15 protein-coding genes are annotated in these 19,407 nt (G+C 67.6%); 11 read left to right on the plus strand and 4 right to left on the minus strand.

The annotated features are described in order from the left end of the window. Window positions 1–50 precede the first annotated feature (50 nt). From NX784_RS28145 to NX784_RS28160, 4 genes are all read left to right on the plus strand, one after another. Window positions 51–1,523 carry a DUF2868 domain-containing protein gene (locus NX784_RS28145; RefSeq protein ID WP_258819981.1) on the plus strand — a complete coding sequence of 491 codons (1,473 nt, stop codon included), beginning with the start codon at window positions 51–53 and terminating at the stop codon, window positions 1,521–1,523. After that, entirely contained in the window at window positions 1,520–3,004 is a 1,485-nt protein-coding gene (locus tag NX784_RS28150) for a GTPase domain-containing protein (protein ID WP_258819982.1), read from the plus strand. Before NX784_RS28145 ends, NX784_RS28150 begins: the two co-directional genes overlap by 4 nt. Before the next feature lie 115 nt (window positions 3,005–3,119). Further along, window positions 3,120–3,593, plus strand: a complete 474-nt coding sequence (pedF, locus tag NX784_RS28155; protein ID WP_258819983.1) for a cytochrome c-550 PedF — start codon at window positions 3,120–3,122, stop codon at window positions 3,591–3,593. 7 nt (window positions 3,594–3,600) lie between these two features. After that, window positions 3,601–4,446: a substrate-binding periplasmic protein gene (locus NX784_RS28160; protein ID WP_258819984.1), complete on the plus strand. Its 846-nt coding sequence runs from the start codon at window positions 3,601–3,603 to the stop codon at window positions 4,444–4,446. 12 nt (window positions 4,447–4,458) lie between these two features. Here the strand turns inward: NX784_RS28160 and NX784_RS28165 are convergent, their stop codons facing one another. The 3 genes from NX784_RS28165 to NX784_RS28175 form a co-directional block, all read right to left on the minus strand. Continuing rightward, window positions 4,459–4,644 (minus strand): 4-oxalocrotonate tautomerase, encoded by a 186-nt coding sequence (locus NX784_RS28165; protein ID WP_258819985.1) that lies wholly within the window; start codon window positions 4,642–4,644, stop codon window positions 4,459–4,461. 18 nt (window positions 4,645–4,662) lie between these two features. Next, a complete protein-coding gene (locus NX784_RS28170) occupies window positions 4,663–5,403 on the minus strand; it encodes a class II aldolase/adducin family protein (protein ID WP_258819986.1) in 741 nt (246 codons plus the stop codon). A 94-nt stretch (window positions 5,404–5,497) separates the two neighbouring features. Then, on the minus strand, window positions 5,498–7,600 hold the full coding sequence (locus NX784_RS28175) for a TonB-dependent receptor family protein (protein WP_370662981.1): 2,103 nt from the start codon (window positions 7,598–7,600) through the stop codon (window positions 5,498–5,500). Between the two features lie 156 nt (window positions 7,601–7,756). Here NX784_RS28175 and NX784_RS28180 point away from each other — a divergent pair, with 156 nt between their 5' ends. The 7 genes from NX784_RS28180 to NX784_RS28210 all read left to right on the plus strand — a co-directional run bounded on the left by NX784_RS28180 (window position 7,757) and on the right by NX784_RS28210 (window position 17,049). Continuing rightward, window positions 7,757–8,704, plus strand: a complete 948-nt coding sequence (locus tag NX784_RS28180) for a beta-propeller fold lactonase family protein (protein ID WP_258819988.1) — start codon at window positions 7,757–7,759, stop codon at window positions 8,702–8,704. A 168-nt stretch (window positions 8,705–8,872) separates the two neighbouring features. Beyond that, window positions 8,873–10,393: an aldehyde dehydrogenase gene (gene adh / locus NX784_RS28185; protein ID WP_258819989.1), complete on the plus strand. Its 1,521-nt coding sequence runs from the start codon at window positions 8,873–8,875 to the stop codon at window positions 10,391–10,393. Between the two features lie 14 nt (window positions 10,394–10,407). Further along, window positions 10,408–10,788 carry a DUF779 domain-containing protein gene (locus tag NX784_RS28190; protein ID WP_258819990.1) on the plus strand — a complete coding sequence of 127 codons (381 nt, stop codon included), beginning with the start codon at window positions 10,408–10,410 and terminating at the stop codon, window positions 10,786–10,788. Between the two features lie 29 nt (window positions 10,789–10,817). Further along, window positions 10,818–12,563, plus strand: coding sequence for a PQQ-dependent methanol/ethanol family dehydrogenase (locus tag NX784_RS28195; RefSeq protein ID WP_258819991.1), 1,746 nt, complete (start codon window positions 10,818–10,820; stop codon window positions 12,561–12,563). A 286-nt stretch (window positions 12,564–12,849) separates the two neighbouring features. After that, window positions 12,850–14,010, plus strand: coding sequence for a porin (locus NX784_RS28200; RefSeq protein WP_258819992.1), 1,161 nt, complete (start codon window positions 12,850–12,852; stop codon window positions 14,008–14,010). A gap of 7 nt (window positions 14,011–14,017) precedes the next feature. Beyond that, the gene (locus tag NX784_RS28205) at window positions 14,018–16,081 is read left to right on the plus strand and encodes a 4Fe-4S binding protein (RefSeq protein WP_258819993.1); all 2,064 of its coding nucleotides are present in this window, start codon (window positions 14,018–14,020) and stop codon (window positions 16,079–16,081) included. Further along, on the plus strand, window positions 16,078–17,049 hold the full coding sequence (locus NX784_RS28210) for an FAD:protein FMN transferase (RefSeq protein ID WP_307736196.1): 972 nt from the start codon (window positions 16,078–16,080) through the stop codon (window positions 17,047–17,049). Before NX784_RS28205 ends, NX784_RS28210 begins: the two co-directional genes overlap by 4 nt. Here the strand turns inward: NX784_RS28210 and NX784_RS28215 are convergent. Then, complete coding sequence (locus tag NX784_RS28215) at window positions 17,046–18,989, minus strand: sigma-54-dependent Fis family transcriptional regulator (RefSeq protein ID WP_258819994.1); 1,944 nt, start codon at window positions 18,987–18,989, stop codon at window positions 17,046–17,048. The two genes, NX784_RS28210 and NX784_RS28215, sit on opposite strands and share 4 nt — an antisense overlap. Window positions 18,990–19,407 lie beyond the last annotated feature (418 nt).

Genomic DNA, 19,407 nt, shown 5'->3' on the forward strand with positions numbered 1-19,407 from the left:
TCAGGCACAATGCCTCTGCAAGCTTGTTAAATCAACCAGACAGGGGACCCATGAACGAGCGGACCGCACGCGACGTCGTGCTGATGCGCGCCATCGAAACGGCCGACACCAAGCGCGAGATCCTTTCCGAAGACGACCGCGTGTACGCGAGCCGCAGCGCGCGCGAACTCGCGCATTGGCAGGCGGCAGAAGGCAAGAGCGAGCCACGGCTCGATCACTTCCTCGGCCAGCGCGCGGAACTGATTCTCAAGCGCCTCGCCGAGCGTACGCCGGCGTTTGCCGCGTTCCGCCAGCGGCGCAGCGTGCTGCCGTTGCTGGCCGTGCTGCTGCCCATCGTCGGCTTCCTGGCCGGGGCGGGACTGGACCGCATCGGCAATCCGCACCGCGTCGACCTGCTGTCGGCCCCACTGTTGTTGATCGTCGCGTGGAACCTGCTCGTGTACGTCGTGTTGATCGTGTGGACACTCGTGCCGGCTAAGCGCACCGGCTGGGCGAGCCCGCAATTGCTGCGGCGGCTCTCGGTCGGTAAGGCGGCGCTGCCGCGCAAGCTGCCGGCGCCGCTCGCCGCCGGCATCGCACAGTACTTCGCGGAGTGGTCGCAACTGACGGCGAAGCTCACGCACCTGCGCCTCGCGCGCACGATCCATCTGGCGGCCGCGACGTTCGCGTTGGGTGCCATCGCGTCGCTGTACGCGCGCGGCGTGCTGACGCAATACGCGGCCGGATGGGAAAGCACCTTCCTCGGCGCGGAGCAGGTGCATGCGTTGCTGTCGTTCCTGTTCGCCCCCGCGCTCGCAGTGTTCCCGCTGCAGGGCTTTTCGCTGGCCGACGTGCAGGCCCTTCACTTCGTGCAGGAGGCGTCGCCGGCGGGCGGCGCGCGCTGGGTGCACCTGTATGCCGCGACGTTGTTCCTGCTGGTCGTGCTGCCACGCCTCGTCCTGGCCATCGTGTCCGCGCTGCGCGCGCGTCACGTCGCGCACCGCTTCCCGCTCGACCTCGGCCAGCCGTACTATCGCTTGCTGGCCGACCGCGTCGGCGCGTCCGGGCCCGCCGTACTGCGCGTGATCCCGTACAGCTTCACGGTCGACGAGGCCCGTCATAAAGGCCTAGCGGCCGTCGCGGCGATGGTCCTCGGCGAGCAGGCGCAGTTGATGCTGCGGCCTTCTTGCTCCTACGGCGAAGAGCCGAAGGACGCGTTGCGCGATGCGCGCCTGGACGATGCGGACGTCGCCATCACGGCCGCCCTGTTCAACCTCGCCGCCACGCCGGAACGCGAGAACCACGGCGCGTTCCTCGACTACCTGGCGCACAACACGCCGCGCGGCATCGCCGTGCTGCTGGACGAATCGGGGCTCGTGGAACGCAGCGCCGGTCACGCCGACACGCGCTTGGTGGAGCGCGTCGCGCTGTGGCACCAGTTCTGCCAATACCACCACACGCAGGCGACTGTCGTCGATTTGTTGCATCCGGAGCGGCATCCGCTCGATCTCGGCAGCGGCCTCGCCGTGTCGGGGGCGGCATGAGCGAAGCGCCCGTCGACATTCAGTTCGCGCTCGTCTCGCACACGAACAACGGCAAGACCACGCTGGCGCGCACGCTCGTCGGCATGGACGTGGGCGAGGTGCGCGATGCCGCCCACGTGACCGTGTTCGCCGAAGCGCACACGCTGCAGACGAGCAGCGCGGGCGACCGCCTGCTGTTGTGGGACACACCGGGCTTCGGCGATTCCGTCCGCCTGCTCAAGCGCCTGGCCATGACCGGCAATCCGATCGGCTGGTTCCTGCGCGAGGTATTCGACCGCTACCGCGACCGCCCGTTCTGGCTCAGCCAGCAGGCGCTGCGCGCTGCGAAGGACGCGGCCGACGTCGTCCTGTACCTCGTGAATTCGGCCGAGGATCCGCGCGACGCAGGCTATCTGCCGGCCGAGATGCGCATCCTCGAATGGCTCGGCAAGCCGGTCGTCGTGCTGCTCAACCAGTTGGGGCCACCGCGGCCCGACGACCAGGAGAGGGCGGAACAGGCACGCTGGAAGACGCATCTCGACCAGTACGCCATCGTGCGCGACGTGCTCGCGCTGGATGCGTTCGCGCGCTGCTGGGTGCACGAGGACGTGTTCTACGAGCGCGTCGGCAAGTGGATCGACGCGTCCAAGCGCGACGGCTACGCGCGCCTGCTTGCGTCCTGGCAGGCCAACAACGTGCAGCGCTTCCGCGCGTCCGTGGAACTCGGGGCGCAGATGCTGGCCGGCGCCGCACGCGACAGCGAGACGGTCGAGCAGGAAGGGAAGGCGAACCTGCTCAAGTCGGCGCTGAAGGCGGTGGGCCTCGGCAAGGACGAGCAGAAGCGCCAGGATGCGGCGATGGCCGGCCTTGTCGAGCGGTTGGAGCGCCGCATCGGCGACACCACCGTCGGCCTCCTGCGCCTGCACCGCCTGGACCCGGGCGACGCTGGCCGCATCAATGCCCGCGTGCGCGAGAACTTCGCCGTGCGCGCGCCGATCGACAAGACGCAGGCGGGATTGCTGGGCGCCGTCGTCTCCGGCGCCGCGACGGGCTTGTCGGCCGACCTGATGGCCGGCGGCCTCACCTTGGGCGGCGGCGCGCTGCTCGGCGCGATCGTCGGCGCGCTCACGATGGCGGGCGCCGCCTGGGGCTTCAATACGACGACGGAGCGCGACCGGCCCGTCGTGGAATTCGCCGATCCGTTCCTGCGCACGCTGCTCGTCGGGAGCGTGCTGCGCTACCTGGCCGTCGCTCATTTCGGACGGGGACGCGGCAACTTTGTCGAAGGCGAGGCGCCGCCATTCTGGCAGGCGGAGGTCGAACGGAGCGTCGCGCGGCACGAGGCGGAACTGGCATCGCTGTGGAAGGCCGTGCGCGCCGCGCCCGATGCTGCCGCTGCCGCCGCACCCGCACAGGCGCTGCTCGGCCGCGTGATCGTCGAGACGCTCGAGCACCTGTACCCGGAGACGGCGGCCCGCGCATTGGCACGCGCGGCCATGTGACACCTGTTGCAAATTGCGACAGCGGCGGCGCGCCAACGCCTTCGCCACGGGCGCGCAGTGCATGGCATGCGGATTGCTCATGTAGGGTTAAACCGATAAACCTACAGGAGACATCATGAAACACGCTATCCGCACCGCCGCCGTCGCACTGGCGCTCGGCTCCGCCGCACTCACCTCGATCTGGGCCAGCGCGCATGGCAACGTCGTCCCGCAAGCCGTCGACACGACGGGCCTGCCCGTCCTGGGCGACAAATGGCGCGACGAGAATCCCTACCGCACCAACAAGCTCGCGCTGAAGATCGGCGCGTCGGCATACAACCAGAACTGCGCGCGCTGCCACGGACTGGAAGCGGAATCCGGCGGCATCGCGCCGGACCTGCGCCTGCTCGACCGCGACTGCACGGGCATCAAGAACGACACGAAGAAGCAGGCCTGCTACAAGGAGACCGACAAGTACTTCCTGACCAGCATCCGCCACGGCAAGGTGCGCAACGGCGCCGTCTACATGCCGCCGTTCGAGGGCGTGTTCAACCAGGAAGCGATGTGGGCCATCAAGACCTACCTCGAATCGCGCCGCGCCGCGGACTGAGGCCGCCATGTCGACTCCGACTTCGCCGTCGCGCCGGCGCGTGCTCGCCGCCGGCCTGCTGCTGGGCGCGGGCGCCGCGGTGCCGCGCGCCGTCCTCGCCGCCGATGCGCCCGCGCTGCGCGAAGCGGGCATCCTCAAGGTCGCCGTCTACAACGACCTCGCGCCGTTTTCCGACCACGGCCAGGGCATCGATGCCGATCTCGGCACCGCCCTCGCCGGCAAGCTCGGTCTGAAGCCTGCGCTGTTGCCGTTCAATGCGGGCGACGATCTCGGCGACGACCTGCGCAACATGGTGTGGAAAGGCCACTACCTCGGCTACGGACCGGCCGACGTGATGCTGCACGTGCCCGTCGACCGGATGTTGATGAACGCGAATCCGCAGGTCGAGATCTTCGCGCCGTACTACGTGGAGACGGTGCGGCTCGTGCGCAGCGCGCAGGCGATCCCGCGATTCGACGGCGTCGATGCGCTGGCGGGCAAGCGCATCGGCGTCGAGAAGGTCTCGATCTCCGGCATGGTGATGCTGGGCGAGGGCGGGGGACGGTTCCGCGACCAGGTGCACATCTACCCGACCGCCATCGAAGCGCTCGAGCAGCTGAAGGAAGGCAGCCTCGATGCGGTGCTGGCCACGCGCGCGCAGATCGAATCCGTCATGAAAGGTGACCCCGCGTTCCCGCTGGAGGAGGTGCCGTTCGACCGCCTGCCGCGTGGCGGGTGGGCCGTCGGCATGGCCGTGAAAAAGGATAATCTCGGCCTTGCGCGCAACCTGCAGGCCGCGCTGAACGCCATGGCGGCCAGCGGCGAGTTGAAGACGATCTTCGCGAAGTACGGGGTGCAGGCCGTCAGGCCTTGACGGGACGGACGCTCACTCGTCCGACCACAGCTTGCCGCCCGTGGCCCAGTGCTCGCGCTTGATTTCGTGGATCAGGATGTCCACGGATTCGGGCGCGCATTCGAGCGTCCGGACGGTGGCTTCCGTGACGGCTTGCACGAACGCGCGCTTTTGTTCCGGCGTGCGGCCGTCGAACAGTTGGACGTTAATGGTCGGCATAGGGCTCCTTAGGTTCGCTTAGGTTCGGTAGGTGGGGCTGACTGCGTCCAGGCGGCGCAGCAGGGAAGGCCATTCGAGCACGCCCTCCGGTGAGCCGTCGCCCAGCAGCTGGTCGTGCGTCTTGGCGCAGATTGTGTCCGGCGGCCGCCGCAGCGGCACGCCGGCCGCCTGTGCGCGCAATTGCACGTCGCACGCGCGGTCCAGCGTTTCCATCAGCACGAACGCCTCGGCGATCGTCCGGCCCACGGTCAGGCTGCCGTGGTGCCGCATCAGCATGGCGGGATGCGTACCCAGGTCGCGCACGAGACGCGCCTGCTCGTCCGGCGTCATCGCGATGCCTTCATAGTCGTGATACGCAAGCGCGCCGTGGAAGCGCAGCGCGTACGGCGACAGAGGCAACAGGCCGTCTTCCTGCATGCCGACGGCGATGCCGGCCGGGTGATGCAGGTGTATGACACAGGCCGCGTCCGGACGGGCCATGTGCACCGCAGCGTGCAGGCGGAAGCCGGACTGGTTCACGGGCGCGGGCACTGCGCCGACGACGTTGCCGGCGCCGTCGACCTTGACGAGGTTCGACGCCGTCACTTCATCGAAGCGCAAGCCGAAGGCATTGATCAGGTAGTGGCCCGGCTCGCCGGGCACGGCCGCGGAGATGTGGGTGTAGATGCCATCGTCCCAGCCATACAGCGCGCACAAGCGGTAGCACGCGGCCAGGTCGACACGGGTTTGCCATTCGCTGGCGATCGAAGGTGTGTCCATCACGCCAGCGTAACAGGCGTCGCGTCAACGCGTCATATGCACAGCCGCATGAACGTTATGCGCCCCGCGTATCCGGGCAGGGCGCATTCCCGTGTCAGAACTGGTAGTGCACGCTGGCGCCCAACACCCAGTTGCGTCCCGGTGCGGGTTCGTAATAACGCTTGTTGCTGTCGCCGACGATGACGGAGCCGACGTACGTGCGGTCAAACACGTTGTTCACGCGCGCGTACTCGCGCAGGCGCCACCCGCCCAGCGCCTGGTTCGCCTGCACGCGCGCGTTGACGATCGCATAGCCCGGCGCCGGCATCGCGGCGTTCGCATCGTCCGGATAAACGTTACCGCTGGCGACCGTCTCCAGCGCCGCCTGCAGCCAGCCGTCCGACGCCTTCCACGCCAGTTCGCCGAACAGGTTTGTGCGCGGCACACCTGGCAGGCGATTGCCTTGTGCGACGCCGGTGAACGCCTCGTCGTAGATCGCGCGCAGCAAGGTGGCCGCCACGCGGGCGGAGAAGCCCGCGTGCAGGTCGGCGTCGAGCGACAACTCCAGGCCCTGGCGCAAGGTGGCGCTCGCGTTGCGGTAGCTGGTGCGGCCGCCGCTGGCGCTGTCGACCACGAGTTCGTCGTGCGTGCGCACCTGGAAGAGGGCCGCGTTCACGCGCACGTCCGGGCCGATCAACGCCTTCGCGCCTGTTTCCAGCTGCGTGCTCGTGGCCGCGCCGAGGTGGTAATTGAAGCCGCCGCCGGTCCCGGCGTAAAAGACTTCGTTGAGCGTGGGCGTCTCGAAGCCGCGCGCCGCGCTGACGTAGACGTTCAGTATGGGCGTGACTTTGTACAGGGCGCCCAGCAGCGGCGTCGTGTGGCGATAGTCGACGCTGCCGCCATCGTTACCGTTCGATAGATAGTGGTCGGCGACGTCGAAGCTCACGCGGCTGTGGCGCAGGCCGCCCGTGAACACCCATGCACCGCGCTCCCATTCCAGCTGCAGGTACGGGGCGACGTCGCGCACGTCGTCGTCCTCGTCGCGGCGCAGGCGGCCTTTCACGCCGAACGTCGTTCCGACATAGTTCTCGTAGCCCTTGCGCGCATCGTTCGACTTGCCCGCTTCCAGACCCACCGTCGTGCGCAGCGTACCGTCGGCCAGCGGGCGCACCATCAGCCAGTTCGCATCGAAGCCGTAGAAATCGCGGTCGAAGTCGACGACGCCGCCGGAATGGCTGGCCGGCGCCTGGAACGCTTTCGAGAAGGCCTGGTACTGGATCACGCGGCGGTTGCCGCCGTAGACCGTCAGGTGCAGGCGATCGGTGCCGAATTTCTCGTCCCACGCGAGGCCGATCTGCTGGTGGTGGATGCTCTTGTGCGTGTCGTAGCGGTCGGCCAGCGTGCGCTTCGGCGTCTGCGTGTCCGTCGCGTCGATCTCGCCCGCGCGCGGGTCGCGCTGGAACGTCGTCCACGTGACGCCCAGCGGGTCTTGCGTGTCGTCCTGGCGCAGGCCGCCCGCCGTCACCGTCAGTTTGCCGGTGGATGAGGTGTCGAACGTGAGCTTCGCATAGGCCTGGTCGCGCGTGGCGGCGCTGTGGGCGCGGTAGCCGTCCGTCTCGAAGCGCGAGCCGTCCAGCAGCCAGCCGAAGCTGCCCTGCTTGCCGCCTGCGTTGACGTCCGTCTTGCGCATGCCGTCGCTGCCGCCCGCGACATTCGTTTCGACGAAGGGCGCGCCTTGCGGATCGCGCGTGAACAGCTGGATCACGCCACCAGCGTGGTTGCCGTACAGCGTGGAGAGCGGGCCGCGCAAGACCTCGATGCGCTCGGCCATGTCGAGGTCGAAGGTGGCGGCCTGGCCCTGGCCGTCCGGCATGGTGGCGGGCACGCCGTCCGCGGCGAGGCGCACGCCGCGCACACCGAACGCGGAGCGGGCGCCGAAGCCGCGCGAAGAAATCTGCAGGTCCTGCGCATAGTTCTGGCGGTTCTGCACGGTGAGCCCCGGCACGGCGGCCAGCGCCTCCGATGCGTTCACGCGCGGCTGGGCGGCGCCGATGCGGTCCGCGTCGACGACGTCGATGGCGGCCGGCAGGTCGAAGCTCGTGTGTTCGGCGCGGGTGGCGCTGACCACGACCACGTTCAGCTGCGCCTCAGGCGCGTCGGGTGCGGCCGCGGCGGCGGCCAGGGGCGTCGCGACGAACAGCGCTGCGACGGCGTTCAAGCGAAATCTCATCATGTCTCCCTGTTGGATGGTCTGCCCTGTCGTCCGGGCGCTGACCATCAGCGCATGCAATATACCTGCCAGGCCGGAACTCTGCCGTCCGCGTGGCACGACGCTTGCACACCCAAGCGTATCGACCATCCTGAAAGGACCATCATGCCGCGCATTCGTTCCTCGCTATTCCTGCTGGCTTGCGCCTGCGCCTGCGTCACGTCGCAGGCCGGCCCCTTCGCCTACGTCCCCAACGAAAAATCCGCCAGCGTCACCGTGATCGACACGGCCACCGGCGCGGCCGTGCGCCAGATCGCGGCGGGCCAGCGCCCGCGCGGCATCGCGGCCGATCCCGCGGGCACGCGGCTGTACGTGACGGACGCCGCCGCCAATGCGCTGCTCGTGCTGGATGCGGCCGGCGGCGCGCTGCTCGCCACGATCCCCCTCGGCAGCTCGCCCGAGGGCGTGAACGCATCGCGCGACGGGCGCTGGATCGCCGTCGCGGTGGAAGACACCAATAGCGTGGCGCTCGTCGACGCGGCCACGCGCACGCTCGTCGCCGACATCCCCGTCGAGGGCAAGAATCCCGAGCACGCCGTGTTCAGCCCGGACGGGCGCTGGCTGCTCGTCTCGGCCGAGAACGCGGAACAGGTGGACGTCATCGACGTGGCCGCGCGCCGCCAAGTGGGCTCGATCGCCGTTGGCCTGCGCCCGCGCGGCATCGGCTTCTCGCCGGACGGCACGCGGGCGTATGTCGCATGCGAAGTGGCGGGCGCCGTGTACGTGCTGGACATCGAACGGCGCCGCAGCATCGCGACGATCCCGGCGGGGAAGAACCCGGCCGGCATCGCCGTCGCGCCGGACGGGAAGACGGTGTACGTGTCGAACGGCGCGGACGGCAGCGTGATGCGCATCGACGCCGCGCGCAACGCCGTGGACGCCACCATTGCCGTCGGCAAGCGGCCGTGGAACATGGCGGTAACAAAGGACGGCACCCGGCTGTACGTGGCGAACGGCCGCTCGGACAGCGTCTCCGTGATCGACACGGCCACGGGGGCGAAGACGGCCGACATCACCGTGGGCCGGTTGCCGTGGGGTGTGGTGATCCGCTGAGTTGTTCAAGTTTGGGACACCTGTACCAGAAACGGCCGGCCCCAGTGCTTCCGGCGCGCGAAAAGAGGCGGAAACGGGCTGGCACGGCGTTTGCGAAAGAAGGGATGTACCGATCGAACAACCAGCGCCGGCAACGGCCTATTCCAACTCACAGAGAAAGAGGACGACATGAATCTCGCGGACATCAGCAAACTCGGCGTCGCCAACCCGTTCCGCCAACGCTACGACAACTACATCGGTGGGCGTTTCGTCGCGCCGGTCAAGGGCGAGTACTTCGCCAACGTCACCCCGATCAGCGGCCAGCCGTTCTGCGAAATCGCGCGCTCGACGGCGGAAGACGTGGAGCTGGCGCTGGACGCCGCGCACGCCGCCAAGGACGCATGGGCCAAGACGTCGCCGGCCGAACGCGCCAACATCCTCAATCGCATCGCCGACCGCATGGAGCAGAACCTGCGCCTGCTCGCGACCGCCGAGACCATCGACAACGGCAAGCCGATTCGCGAAACGATGGCGGCCGACATTCCGCTGGCGATCGACCACTTCCGCTACTTCGCCAGCTGCATCCGCACGCAGGAAGGCGCCATCTCGACCATCGACAGCGAAACGTATGCGTACCACTTCCACGAGCCGCTGGGCGTCGTCGGCCAGATCATCCCGTGGAACTTCCCGATCCTGATGGCCGTATGGAAGCTGGCGCCCGCACTCGCCGCCGGCAACTGCGTCGTGCTGAAACCGGCCGAACAGACCCCGGCCTCGATCATGGTGCTCGTCGAACTGGTCGCCGACCTGCTGCCGGCCGGTGTCCTCAACGTCGTCAACGGCTTCGGCCTGGAAGCGGGCAAGCCGCTCGCGTCGAGCAAGCGCATCGCCAAGATCGCCTTCACCGGCGAGACGGGCACGGGCCGCCTGATCATGCAATACGCCGCGCAGAACCTGATTCCCGTCACGCTGGAACTGGGCGGCAAATCGCCCAACATCTTCTTCGCGGACGTGATGGACGCGGACGACGAGTTCTTCGACAAATGCCTGGAAGGCTTCGCGATGTTCGCGCTGAACCAGGGCGAGGTGTGCACGTGCCCGTCGCGCGTGCTGATCCAGGAATCGATCTACGAGAAATTCATCGAGCGGGCGCTGGCCCGCGTCGCACAGATCAAGGCCGGCAACCCGCTCGACGAGAGCACGATGATCGGCGCACAGGCATCGAGGGAGCAGCTGGAAAAAATCCTGTCCTACCTCGACATCGGCCGCCAGGAAGGCGCGCAGGTGCTCGCGGGCGGCGAACAGGCGCGCCATGACGGCGACCTGTCCGGCGGCTACTACGTCCGTCCGACCGTGTTCAAGGGTGACAACAGCATGCGCATCTTCCAGGAAGAGATCTTCGGCCCGGTGGTGTCGGTGACGACGTTCAAGGACGAGGCAGACGCGCTGCGCATCGCCAACGACACCTTGTACGGCCTGGGCGCCGGCCTGTGGACCCGCGACGGCAGCCGCGCCTTCCGCGTCGGCCGCGCGATCCAGGCGGGCCGCGTTTGGACCAACTGCTACCACCTGTACCCGGCGCACGCCGCGTTCGGCGGCTACAAGCAGTCGGGCATCGGCCGCGAGAATCACAAGATGATGCTCGACCACTACCAGCAGACCAAGAACCTGCTGGTGAGCTACAGCCCGAAAGCGTTGGGCTTCTTCTGATCCGCGGCAGCGCCATGACGCTCCCCATCGCACGCGTGACCGCGACACCCGCCGCGCTGGCCTTCATCGGCGAGCTGCGGCAGCGTCATGGCCCGCTGATGTTCTTCCAGTCCGGCGGCTGCTGCGACGGCAGCACGCCGATGTGCTACGCCGCCGGGGAATTCGACCTGTCCGACACCGACGTCTATCTCGGCAACCTGGACGGCGCGCCGTTCTACATCGGGCTCGAACAGTTCGGCTACTGGGAGCACACGCAGCTGATCATCGACGTGGTGGAGGGCAACGGCGGCATGTTCTCGCTCGATAACGGCACGGGCCGGCGCTTCCTCACGCGCTCGCGCCTGTTCACGGACGAGGAAAACGGCCAGTTGCGCAGCCAGGCGCCCGGCCCTTAGACCCATAACGACAACAAAGGAGACATAGCATGAAGACGAGATTGACCATCCTGCTCGCAGGACTCGCCCCGCTGGCGTTCATCGCCCAGGCGGCCGACATCACCAACGCGATGCTCGAGAATGCATCGAAGGACACGAAGAACGTGCTGTCCTTCGGCATGGGCTCGCAGGGCCAGCGGTATTCGACGCTCACCCAGATCAACACGAAGACCGTCGGCCAACTCGTGCCCGCATGGTCGTTCTCGTTCGGCGGTGAGAAGCAGCGCGGCCAGGAATCGCAGCCCATCATCGCCAACGGCAAGATGTTCGTCACGGCGTCGTACTCGCGCATCTTCGCGATCGACCTGAAGACGGGGAACAAGCTGTGGAAGTACGAGCACCGGCTGCCGGAAGCGATCATGCCGTGCTGCGACGTCGTCAACCGCGGCGCCGCCGTGTACGGCAATCTCGTCATCTTCGGCACGCTCGACGCGCAACTGGTCGCACTCGACCAGGACACGGGCAAGATCGCGTGGAAGGAAAAGGTCGACGACTACGCGGCCGGCTATTCGATCACCGCGGCGCCGCTGATCGCGAAGGGCGTGCTGATCACGGGCGTCTCGGGCGGTGAGTTCGGCATCGTCGGCCGCGTGGAAGGGCGCGATCCGCTGACGGGCGACCTGCTGTGGACGCGTCCGACCGTCGAAGGCCACATGGGGTACCGCTACGACAAGGACGGCAAGGCTACCGAGGCGGGCATCACGGGCACCGTCAACAAGAGCTGGCCGGGCGAGTTGTGGAAGACGGGCGGCGCGTCGACGTGGATGGGCGGCACCTACGATCCGACGACGGGCCTCGCGTACTTCGGCACGGGCAATCCGGCGCCGTGGAACAGCCACCTGCGGCCGGGCGACAACCTGTACTCGTCGTCGACCATCGCGCTCGATCCGCAGACGGGCCAGATCAAGTGGGCGTACCAGAACACCCCGAACGATTCCTGGGACTTCGACGGCGCCAACGAATTCGTCACGTTCGACATGAACGGCAAGCGCTATGGCGGCAAGGCCGATCGCAACGGCTTCTTCTACGTGATCGACGCGAAGACGGGGCAGCTCCAGAACGCCTTCCCGTTCGTGCGCAAGATCACGTGGGCGAGCGGCATCGACCTGAAGACGGGCCGTCCGAACTTCATCGCGGCCAACCGGCCCAGCGATCCGACGAAGGGCGACGGCAAGAAGGGCTCGACCGTGTTCGCGGCACCGGCCTTCCTCGGCGCGAAGAACCAGATGCCGATGGCGTACAGCCCGCAGACCGGCCTGTTCTACGTGCCGGCCAACGAATGGGGCATGGAGATCTGGAACGAGCCGATCTCGTACAAGAAGGGCGGCGCGTATCTCGGTGCCGGCTTCACGATCAAGCCGCTGAACGAGGACTACATCGGCGCGCTGCGCGCGATCGATCCGAAGACGGGCAAGATCGTCTGGGAAGACAAGAACACGGCACCGTTGTGGGGCGGCGTGATGACGACGGCCGGCGGCCTCGTGTTCTATGGCACGCCGGAGGGCTATCTGAAAGCCGTCGATGCGAAGTCGGGCAAGGAGTTGTGGAAGTTCCAGACCGGGTCCGGCGTCGTCGCGCCGCCGGTGACGTGGGAAGACGGCGGCGTGCAATACGTGGCGGTCGTCTCGGGCTGGGGCGGCGCCGTGCCGCTGTGGGGCGGCGAAGTCGCGAAGAAGGTGAACTTCCTCGAGCAGGGCGGCTCCGTCTGGGTGTTCAAGCTCGCGTCGAAGATTTGATGGTTGGTAGGTGATTCGTGGTCAGGGAGGGTTTATGCATCGGCTGCGGCGGCGGCCGGCGTCGAGACCCTGTTTTGCGGCGGCTTCGGCCGCCGTTTTTTTATTTATATTGTTTATCTTGTTTAGTGCGGACGATCAAAAGTGGAACACCTGATCCGATTCGCTACAGAAAAAGCGCGACTCATCCTCGGTTTCCCCGGCAATCCGCCGGGCACGCAACTTGCCATCACTGTTGGGACCATCCAAACGATGTGTTCACACCACAAACAAGAAAGCGAGGAGACAAATGAAGAAGGTTCATCTACTGGCCGTCCTGGCCTCGATGGGCGCCAGCGCCCAGCAGGCATCCGCCGTCGACCTGAAGGCCGGCGACTGGACGGTCAACGTCGGCGGCATCGTCAACGCCTACTACACGGGCGTCTCGTGCAGCGGCGACGCCGTCGGCGGGCTGGCGCTGGGTGGCCGCGCGCTCGGCTGCGGCGGCGAAGACCGCCGCACCACGATCGGCAACGGCCTGCTGCCCAGCGGCCTCGTGACGTCGGTCTCGTCGACGCAGGGCGGCTTCGACGTCACGGCCAAGATCGGCATCTACGCCGCCACGGCGACGGACAGCGCGATCGCGCAGAACAGCACCGTCGACGTGCGCCAGGCCTATTTCACGTTCGGCCGCGCGGACCTCGGCACGTTCAAGCTGGGCCGCGACTACGGGCTGTTCGGCCACGAAGCGATCCTCGGCGACATGACGCTCGTGGGCGCGGGCGCGCCCGTGCAGGCGACGCAGCGGGGCCGCGTCACGTTGGGCCACATCGGCGCCGGCTACAGCTATCTGGGCACGTACGGCCAGATCGTCTACAGCACGCCCAAGAACGACGCGGGCATCGGCTTCGACTTCGGCGTGATGAGCCCCGTGTCCGACACGCCCGTCATCGCCGGCCCGCGCTACTCGACCCGCACGAGCCCGCAGGTGCAGGCGCGCCTGACGTTCACGCAGGATGGCCTCAAGGCTTGGCTCGGCGCCAAGACCCAGCGCTTCACCGCGCAGACGGCAGGCAGCGGCGACCTCACGATGAACGGTATCGAAGCTGGCGCGTCGTACCAGCTGGGCGCGGCCGGGCTGCTCGTCAATGCGCAGACGGGCCGCGCGCTGGGCATTCTGTCGGACGCCGACCAGGGCGACGTCCGCTCGAAGAACTTTCTCGTGCAGGGCACGGTCAAGACGACGGATGCGCTTAAACTCGGCCTGTCCTGGGGCCGGAGCGCCAATGACGACGAGACAGTCGGCACCGCCGGCCTGAAGTCGAACGCGAACCTGACGGCCGGCGCCTACTATGCTCTGAACAGTGCGATCACGCTGGTGGCCGAGATCGGGCAGACCCGGTCGAAAGGCTTCGGTGGCGCCACCGCGCGCATGAACGGCGGTTCCGTCGGCGGCATCATCTTCTTCTGATACCGCCATGCGCCTGCTCCGTCTCGTCATCTGCTGGCTGCTCGTGTGCGCACCAGCGCACACCGGTACGCTGACGCAGGCGGAACTGGCGCGGCGCTTCCCCGCGCCGCTGATGGTCGGGGACAAGGCGGCCGACGTGCCGGCCTGGCCGCTGTTCAAGCAGAACGGCACGGCGACGGAGCTCGTCGGCTACGCGTTCGAATCGGCCGACCTGGCACCCGTGCCAGGCTTCGCCGGCGTGCCGCCGAACCTCCTCGTCGTCATCGATCCGAAAGGCACCTTCCTCGACGTCGCCGTGCTATCGCAGCACGAGCCCGTGTTCGTGGAAGGTCTCGGCGAAGCGCCGCTGCGCGACTTCCTGCAGCAATACCGCGGCCGCTCGCTGGGGCAGGGGATCACGGTCGGCGGCGGCAAGGGTAGCCTGGACGGCGTATCGAAGGCGACGGCGTCCGTCCGCATCATCAACCAGAGCATCCTGTCGGCCGCGCTGAAAGTGGCGCGCGCCAAGCTCGGATTCGCGCAGGGGCGCGACCCTGGCCGCATCGGCCGCATCCGTGCCGACCGGTTCGCGCCGCTGTCGCTGCAACAGATGGTCGATGCGGGCCTCGTGCGCCACGTCCGCGTGCGCAACGCCGACGTCGAGCGGCTGTTCGCGGGCAGTGCCGGCGCCGGACTGGATGCGCAGGCGCTCGCGCATCCCGACGACGTCTTCCTCGATGTGTGGGTGGCCTGGGCCTCGGTGCCGGCCGTCGGCCGCAACCTGCTCGCACCGCGCACGTGGAACCGGCTGCAGGGCAGGCTGGAACCGGGTGACCACGCGCTGCTCGTGCTCACGGCCGGTCCCCATTCGATCGCGGGCGACGACTTCGTGCGCGGCAGCGTCCCGCGCGGCATCGTGCTGCGCCAGGACCGCCTGCCCGTGGAGATGCGTGACCTCGACATCGAGCCGCGGCTGGCGGACGGCGTGTACCTGCCGGCCGACGAGATGCTGTTGTTGCGGGTGATCGGCCAAGCGGGACTCGACCCGGCGCGCGCGCTCGACTTCGCGCTTCCCGTCACGCGCAGCAAGGGCATCGTCTACCCGGAGCGGATCACGCGCGAGATCGCGTTCTCGTACCAACTGCCGGCGGCGTACTACGTGGCGCCGGAAACCGCGGCGCCGGCGTGGCAGGCCAGCTGGAAAGCGCGCCGCGTGGAATTGGGTGTGCTGGGCGTGGCGCTGGCGCTGCTCGCAGGCGCGTTGTGGCAGCAGCGCTGGCTCGTGGCGAACGCGCGGCGCTTCGCCTGGCTGCGCCGCGCGTGGCTCCTGTTCACCATCGCTTTCATCGGCTATGCGGCGCAGGCCCAGCTTTCCATCGTCAACCTGACGGGCGTCGTGCAGGCGCAGCGCGCGGGACGCGGTCTCGATTATCTGCTGTTCGATCCGCTGACCGTGGCGCTGTGGGCGTTCGTGTTCGTCTCGCTGGTCATCTGGGGCCGCGGCACGTTCTGCGGCTGGCTGTGTCCCTTCGGTGCGCTGCAGGAATTCGCGGGCCTCGCCGGGCAGGCGTTGCGGCTGCCGCAGGTCGTCGTGCGACGCGTGCTCGATGCGCGGTTGAAGCGCATGAAGTATGGCGTGCTCGCGGCCATCCTGCTGGCGGCTGCGTGGGCGCCGGCGCAGGCCGACCGGCTCGTCGAGCTGGAACCGTTCAAGACGGCGATCACCTTGAACTTCGTGCGCGGCTGGCCGTACGTCGCGTACGCGATCGTCCTGCTGCTCGTCGCGATGGTCGTCAACAAGGCGTTCTGTCGCTATCTCTGTCCGCTCGGTGCGGCGCTGGCGCTGCTGGGGCGCGTGCGCCTGCTCGACTGGATCCCGCGCCGCGCCGAATGCGGCGCACCGTGCCAGACCTGCCGCCACCGCTGCGGCTACAACGCGATCGCCCCGCGAGGGCAGGTCGACTACGAGGAGTGTTTTCAATGTATGGAATGTGTCGTTATCCACGCAAGCGACGAACAGTGCGCGCCGCGGATATTGGAGCGGAAACGGAACCGGTCGATTCCGATCGTGTCCATGGACGGGAGAGCATGATGCATCGCAGGACCTTCATCGCCGCCACCTTGGGCGGCATGGCCGGCGTCGCGGCCGGCGCGACGGAAGCCGACCGGCGGCCGCTGCACAGCGGCGCGGCGCTGGCGTTCGGCACGACGATCAGCATCGCCGTGCGCCACGCGGACCCGGAAGCGGCGCAGCAGGCCATCGCCGCGGCGTTGGGCGAGGCGCGCCGCGTCGATGCGCTGATGAGTCTCCACCAGCCGCCCAGCCAGGTGTTCCGGCTGAACCGCGACAAGGTGCTGCACGGGCCCGACCGACATCTGCTGGCCGTGCTGGAGCACGCGCGCACGCTGTCGCGTCTCACGCAGGGCGCGTTCGACATCACCGTGCAGCCGCTGTGGCGCGCGTTCGATGCGGCGCACGGCCTGCCGCCCGCGGCCGAACGTCAGCGCGCGCAGCGCCTCGTCGGCTGGACGCAAGTGCAGGCGGGCCCGGAGCGCGTCGTGCTCGCACGGCCCGGCATGGCGATCACGTTGAACGGCCTTGCGCAGGGCTACGCGACGGACCTGGCGCTGGCCGCGCTGCGCCGCCACGGCGTGTGTCATGCGCTCGTGGACACGGGCGAGTACGGCGCACTCGGACGCACGGAGGGACGCCCCTGGCACCTGGGCATCCGCGATCCGCGCCGGGACGACGCCGTCGCCGCGAGCGTCGTGATGGATGGACGCTGCGTCGCAACGTCGGGCGATTACGCGTCCGCGTTCACGTCCGACCTGCGCCATCACCACATCTTCGATCCGGCCAGCGGCGATTCGCCGACGGAGCTGGCCAGCGTCACCGTGCTGGCACCCACCGGGCTGGAAGCGGACGGGCTGTCGACCGCGTTCATGGTGATGGGCGCGCGCCGCGCCCACGCGCTTGCCGCGCACCTGCCGGGTGTGGACCTGCTCACGATCGGCAAGGACGGCGCGCGCTGGAAGTCGTCCGGTTTTCCGGTGGCCTAAGAGGAGGCCTTGAGATGCGGCAGCTTGCGGTAGATGGTGTTGCGCGACACGCCCAGCGCACGCGCCGTGGCCGACACGTTGCCGCCGTTGGCCTCGAGCGACTTGAGGATCGCGGCCAGTTCCATCTCTCCGAGGTTGGCGCCGGCCGCGATCATTTGGTGGGCGGCGGGTGCGGTCGCCGGCGCGGCATCGGGGGACTCCGCGATGTCGTCCAAAAAGTCGTCCGGCATGTGGCGCAGGCAGATCTCGTCGTCGTCGCCGGCCATGATCGCGGCGGTGCGCAGCAGGTTCGTCAGCTGGCGGAAGTTGCCGGGCCATTTGTGGCGCTTGAACAGCCGCAGGACCTCGTCGGAGATCGTGTGCGTGCCGCCGGACTCCGTCTCCGCGGAGAGGATCTTCCTGACGACGATTTCGAGGTCGGTGCGTTCGCGCAGCGGCGGCAGTTTCACGACGAGACCATTCAGGCGGTAATACAGGTCTTCGCGGAACAGGCCTTCGGCGATGCGGCGGCGCAGGTTGTGGTTCGTTGCGCAGATCACTTCCACGTTCACCGGGATCGACTTGCCGCTGCCGAGCGGCGTGACCATCCGTTCCTGCAGCACGCGCAACAGGCGCGCCTGCAGCGCATACGGCATGTCGCCGATCTCGTCGAGGAACAGCGTGCCGCCGTTCGCTTGCAGGATCTTGCCGATCGCGCCCTTCTTGCGCGCGCCAGTGAACGCGCCGTCCTCGTAGCCGAACAGCTCCGATTCGATCAGCGTTTCGGGAATCGACGCGCAGTTCACCGCGACGAACGGCCCTTGCGCGCGCGGCGAATCGTTGTGGATGGCCTGGGCCAGCAGCTCCTTGCCGGTGCCCGTCTCGCCCATGATCATGATCGGCACGTCGCGCCCGAGCACGCGGTTGACCTTCTCGATGACTTGTTCGAGCTGCGGGTCGCCCGTGTTCAGGTAGCGCAGGCCGGACAGGCGGCGCGTCGCGGTCTTCGCCGATGTCTGCGGCAGGGCGGCGTGCGGGACATCGTCGAATGCGCCCGTGAGCACGTGCACGCCATTCGTCAGGCGCAGTTCCGCACGGGCGCGCACGCGCACGCCGTTGTGCATGCACAGGTCGAGCAGGCCGGGCGCCGCCGTGCGGTAGTGGTCGTACAGGGCGGAGACGGGAAGGCCGAACAGGGAGCTGAACGTGTGGGCCTGCAGCGCGGGGAACGACAGGCCGAGCTGGAACAGGCCGTTGCGGTTCGCGGCGAGGAAGCGGCCGCCGGGGCTGAACGACGCGATCCCTTCCATCAGCGTGCCGATGAATTCGGGCCGCGTGTGGAAGTGCAGCGTGATCGCGTTTTCGAACGTCGCCGCGAACATCTGGTTCTCGATCATCAGCGCGGACATCCGCACGAGCGCCATCGTGTGCTTGTGGAAGCTGCGGCGGTCACCGCTCACGTCGAGCACGCCGACCACGTTGCCGCGGTGGTCCGTGATCGGCGCGGCGGAGCAGGTGAGGAAGTGGTTCGACGAGAGGAAGTGCTGGTCGGCGTGGACGGTCGTCGGTGCGCGCTCCGCAATGGCCGTGCCGATCGCGTTCGTGCCCTTGCTTTCTTCGGACCACGCGACACCAGGCGTCAGCGCGACGCGGTTCGCTTTTTCCAGGAAATCGGCATCGCCCAACGAATGCACGATCACGCCCTGCGCGTCCGTCAGCAGCACCATATTGTGCGTGTTGGCGATCTGCTGGTACAGCGTCTCCATCGCGGGGACCGCATGGCTGTACAGCAGGCGATTCTGTTCGACCAGGTATGAGAGGTCGGTGCCGGACATCGGACCGAAATCGGGGCGTGAGTCGGGAGTCAGGCCGAATTGTTCGGAACGCCGGTGCGAGACGGCGATCATCGACGCCATATCGTCGCCGGGGACGAGCAGGCCTGCCGCGTGTTGATAAGTCATTCCATGTCTCCTGGTTGGCCCTGGACCGCGGCTCTGTGTGGGGAATCGACTGTTCACAAATGTAGCACCTGTACCGGAACGGAACAATCAAACGGGTAAATATGTGCCGTCCGGACGATGCTTTGTTTTCTGCAAGATACGGTAAGCAAGCCGGATGCCAGCTTTTTGTGCACGCAACGATCGCACTTGCGCGGGTGGCTTCTGGTTTGCTATAGTGCGCCTCCTGCTTCTGCAGCGCATAAAAAGTTTAACTGAATCAACTAGTTAAGCTTGTCAAATCGATTACGTCGAGTGTGCCTCAGAAAAAGAAGGGGTTGACGAGTTAAGCGAAGCACTGCATAATCTCGTTCCTCTGCTGCTGACGAACACAACGATTCGCAAACGCAGCAAGGCAGTACCGAATACAGAGTTCTTTAAC

This window comes from Massilia pinisoli (genome assembly GCF_024753285.1).
Taxonomy (GTDB): Bacteria; Pseudomonadota; Gammaproteobacteria; order Burkholderiales; family Burkholderiaceae_D; genus Telluria; species Telluria pinisoli.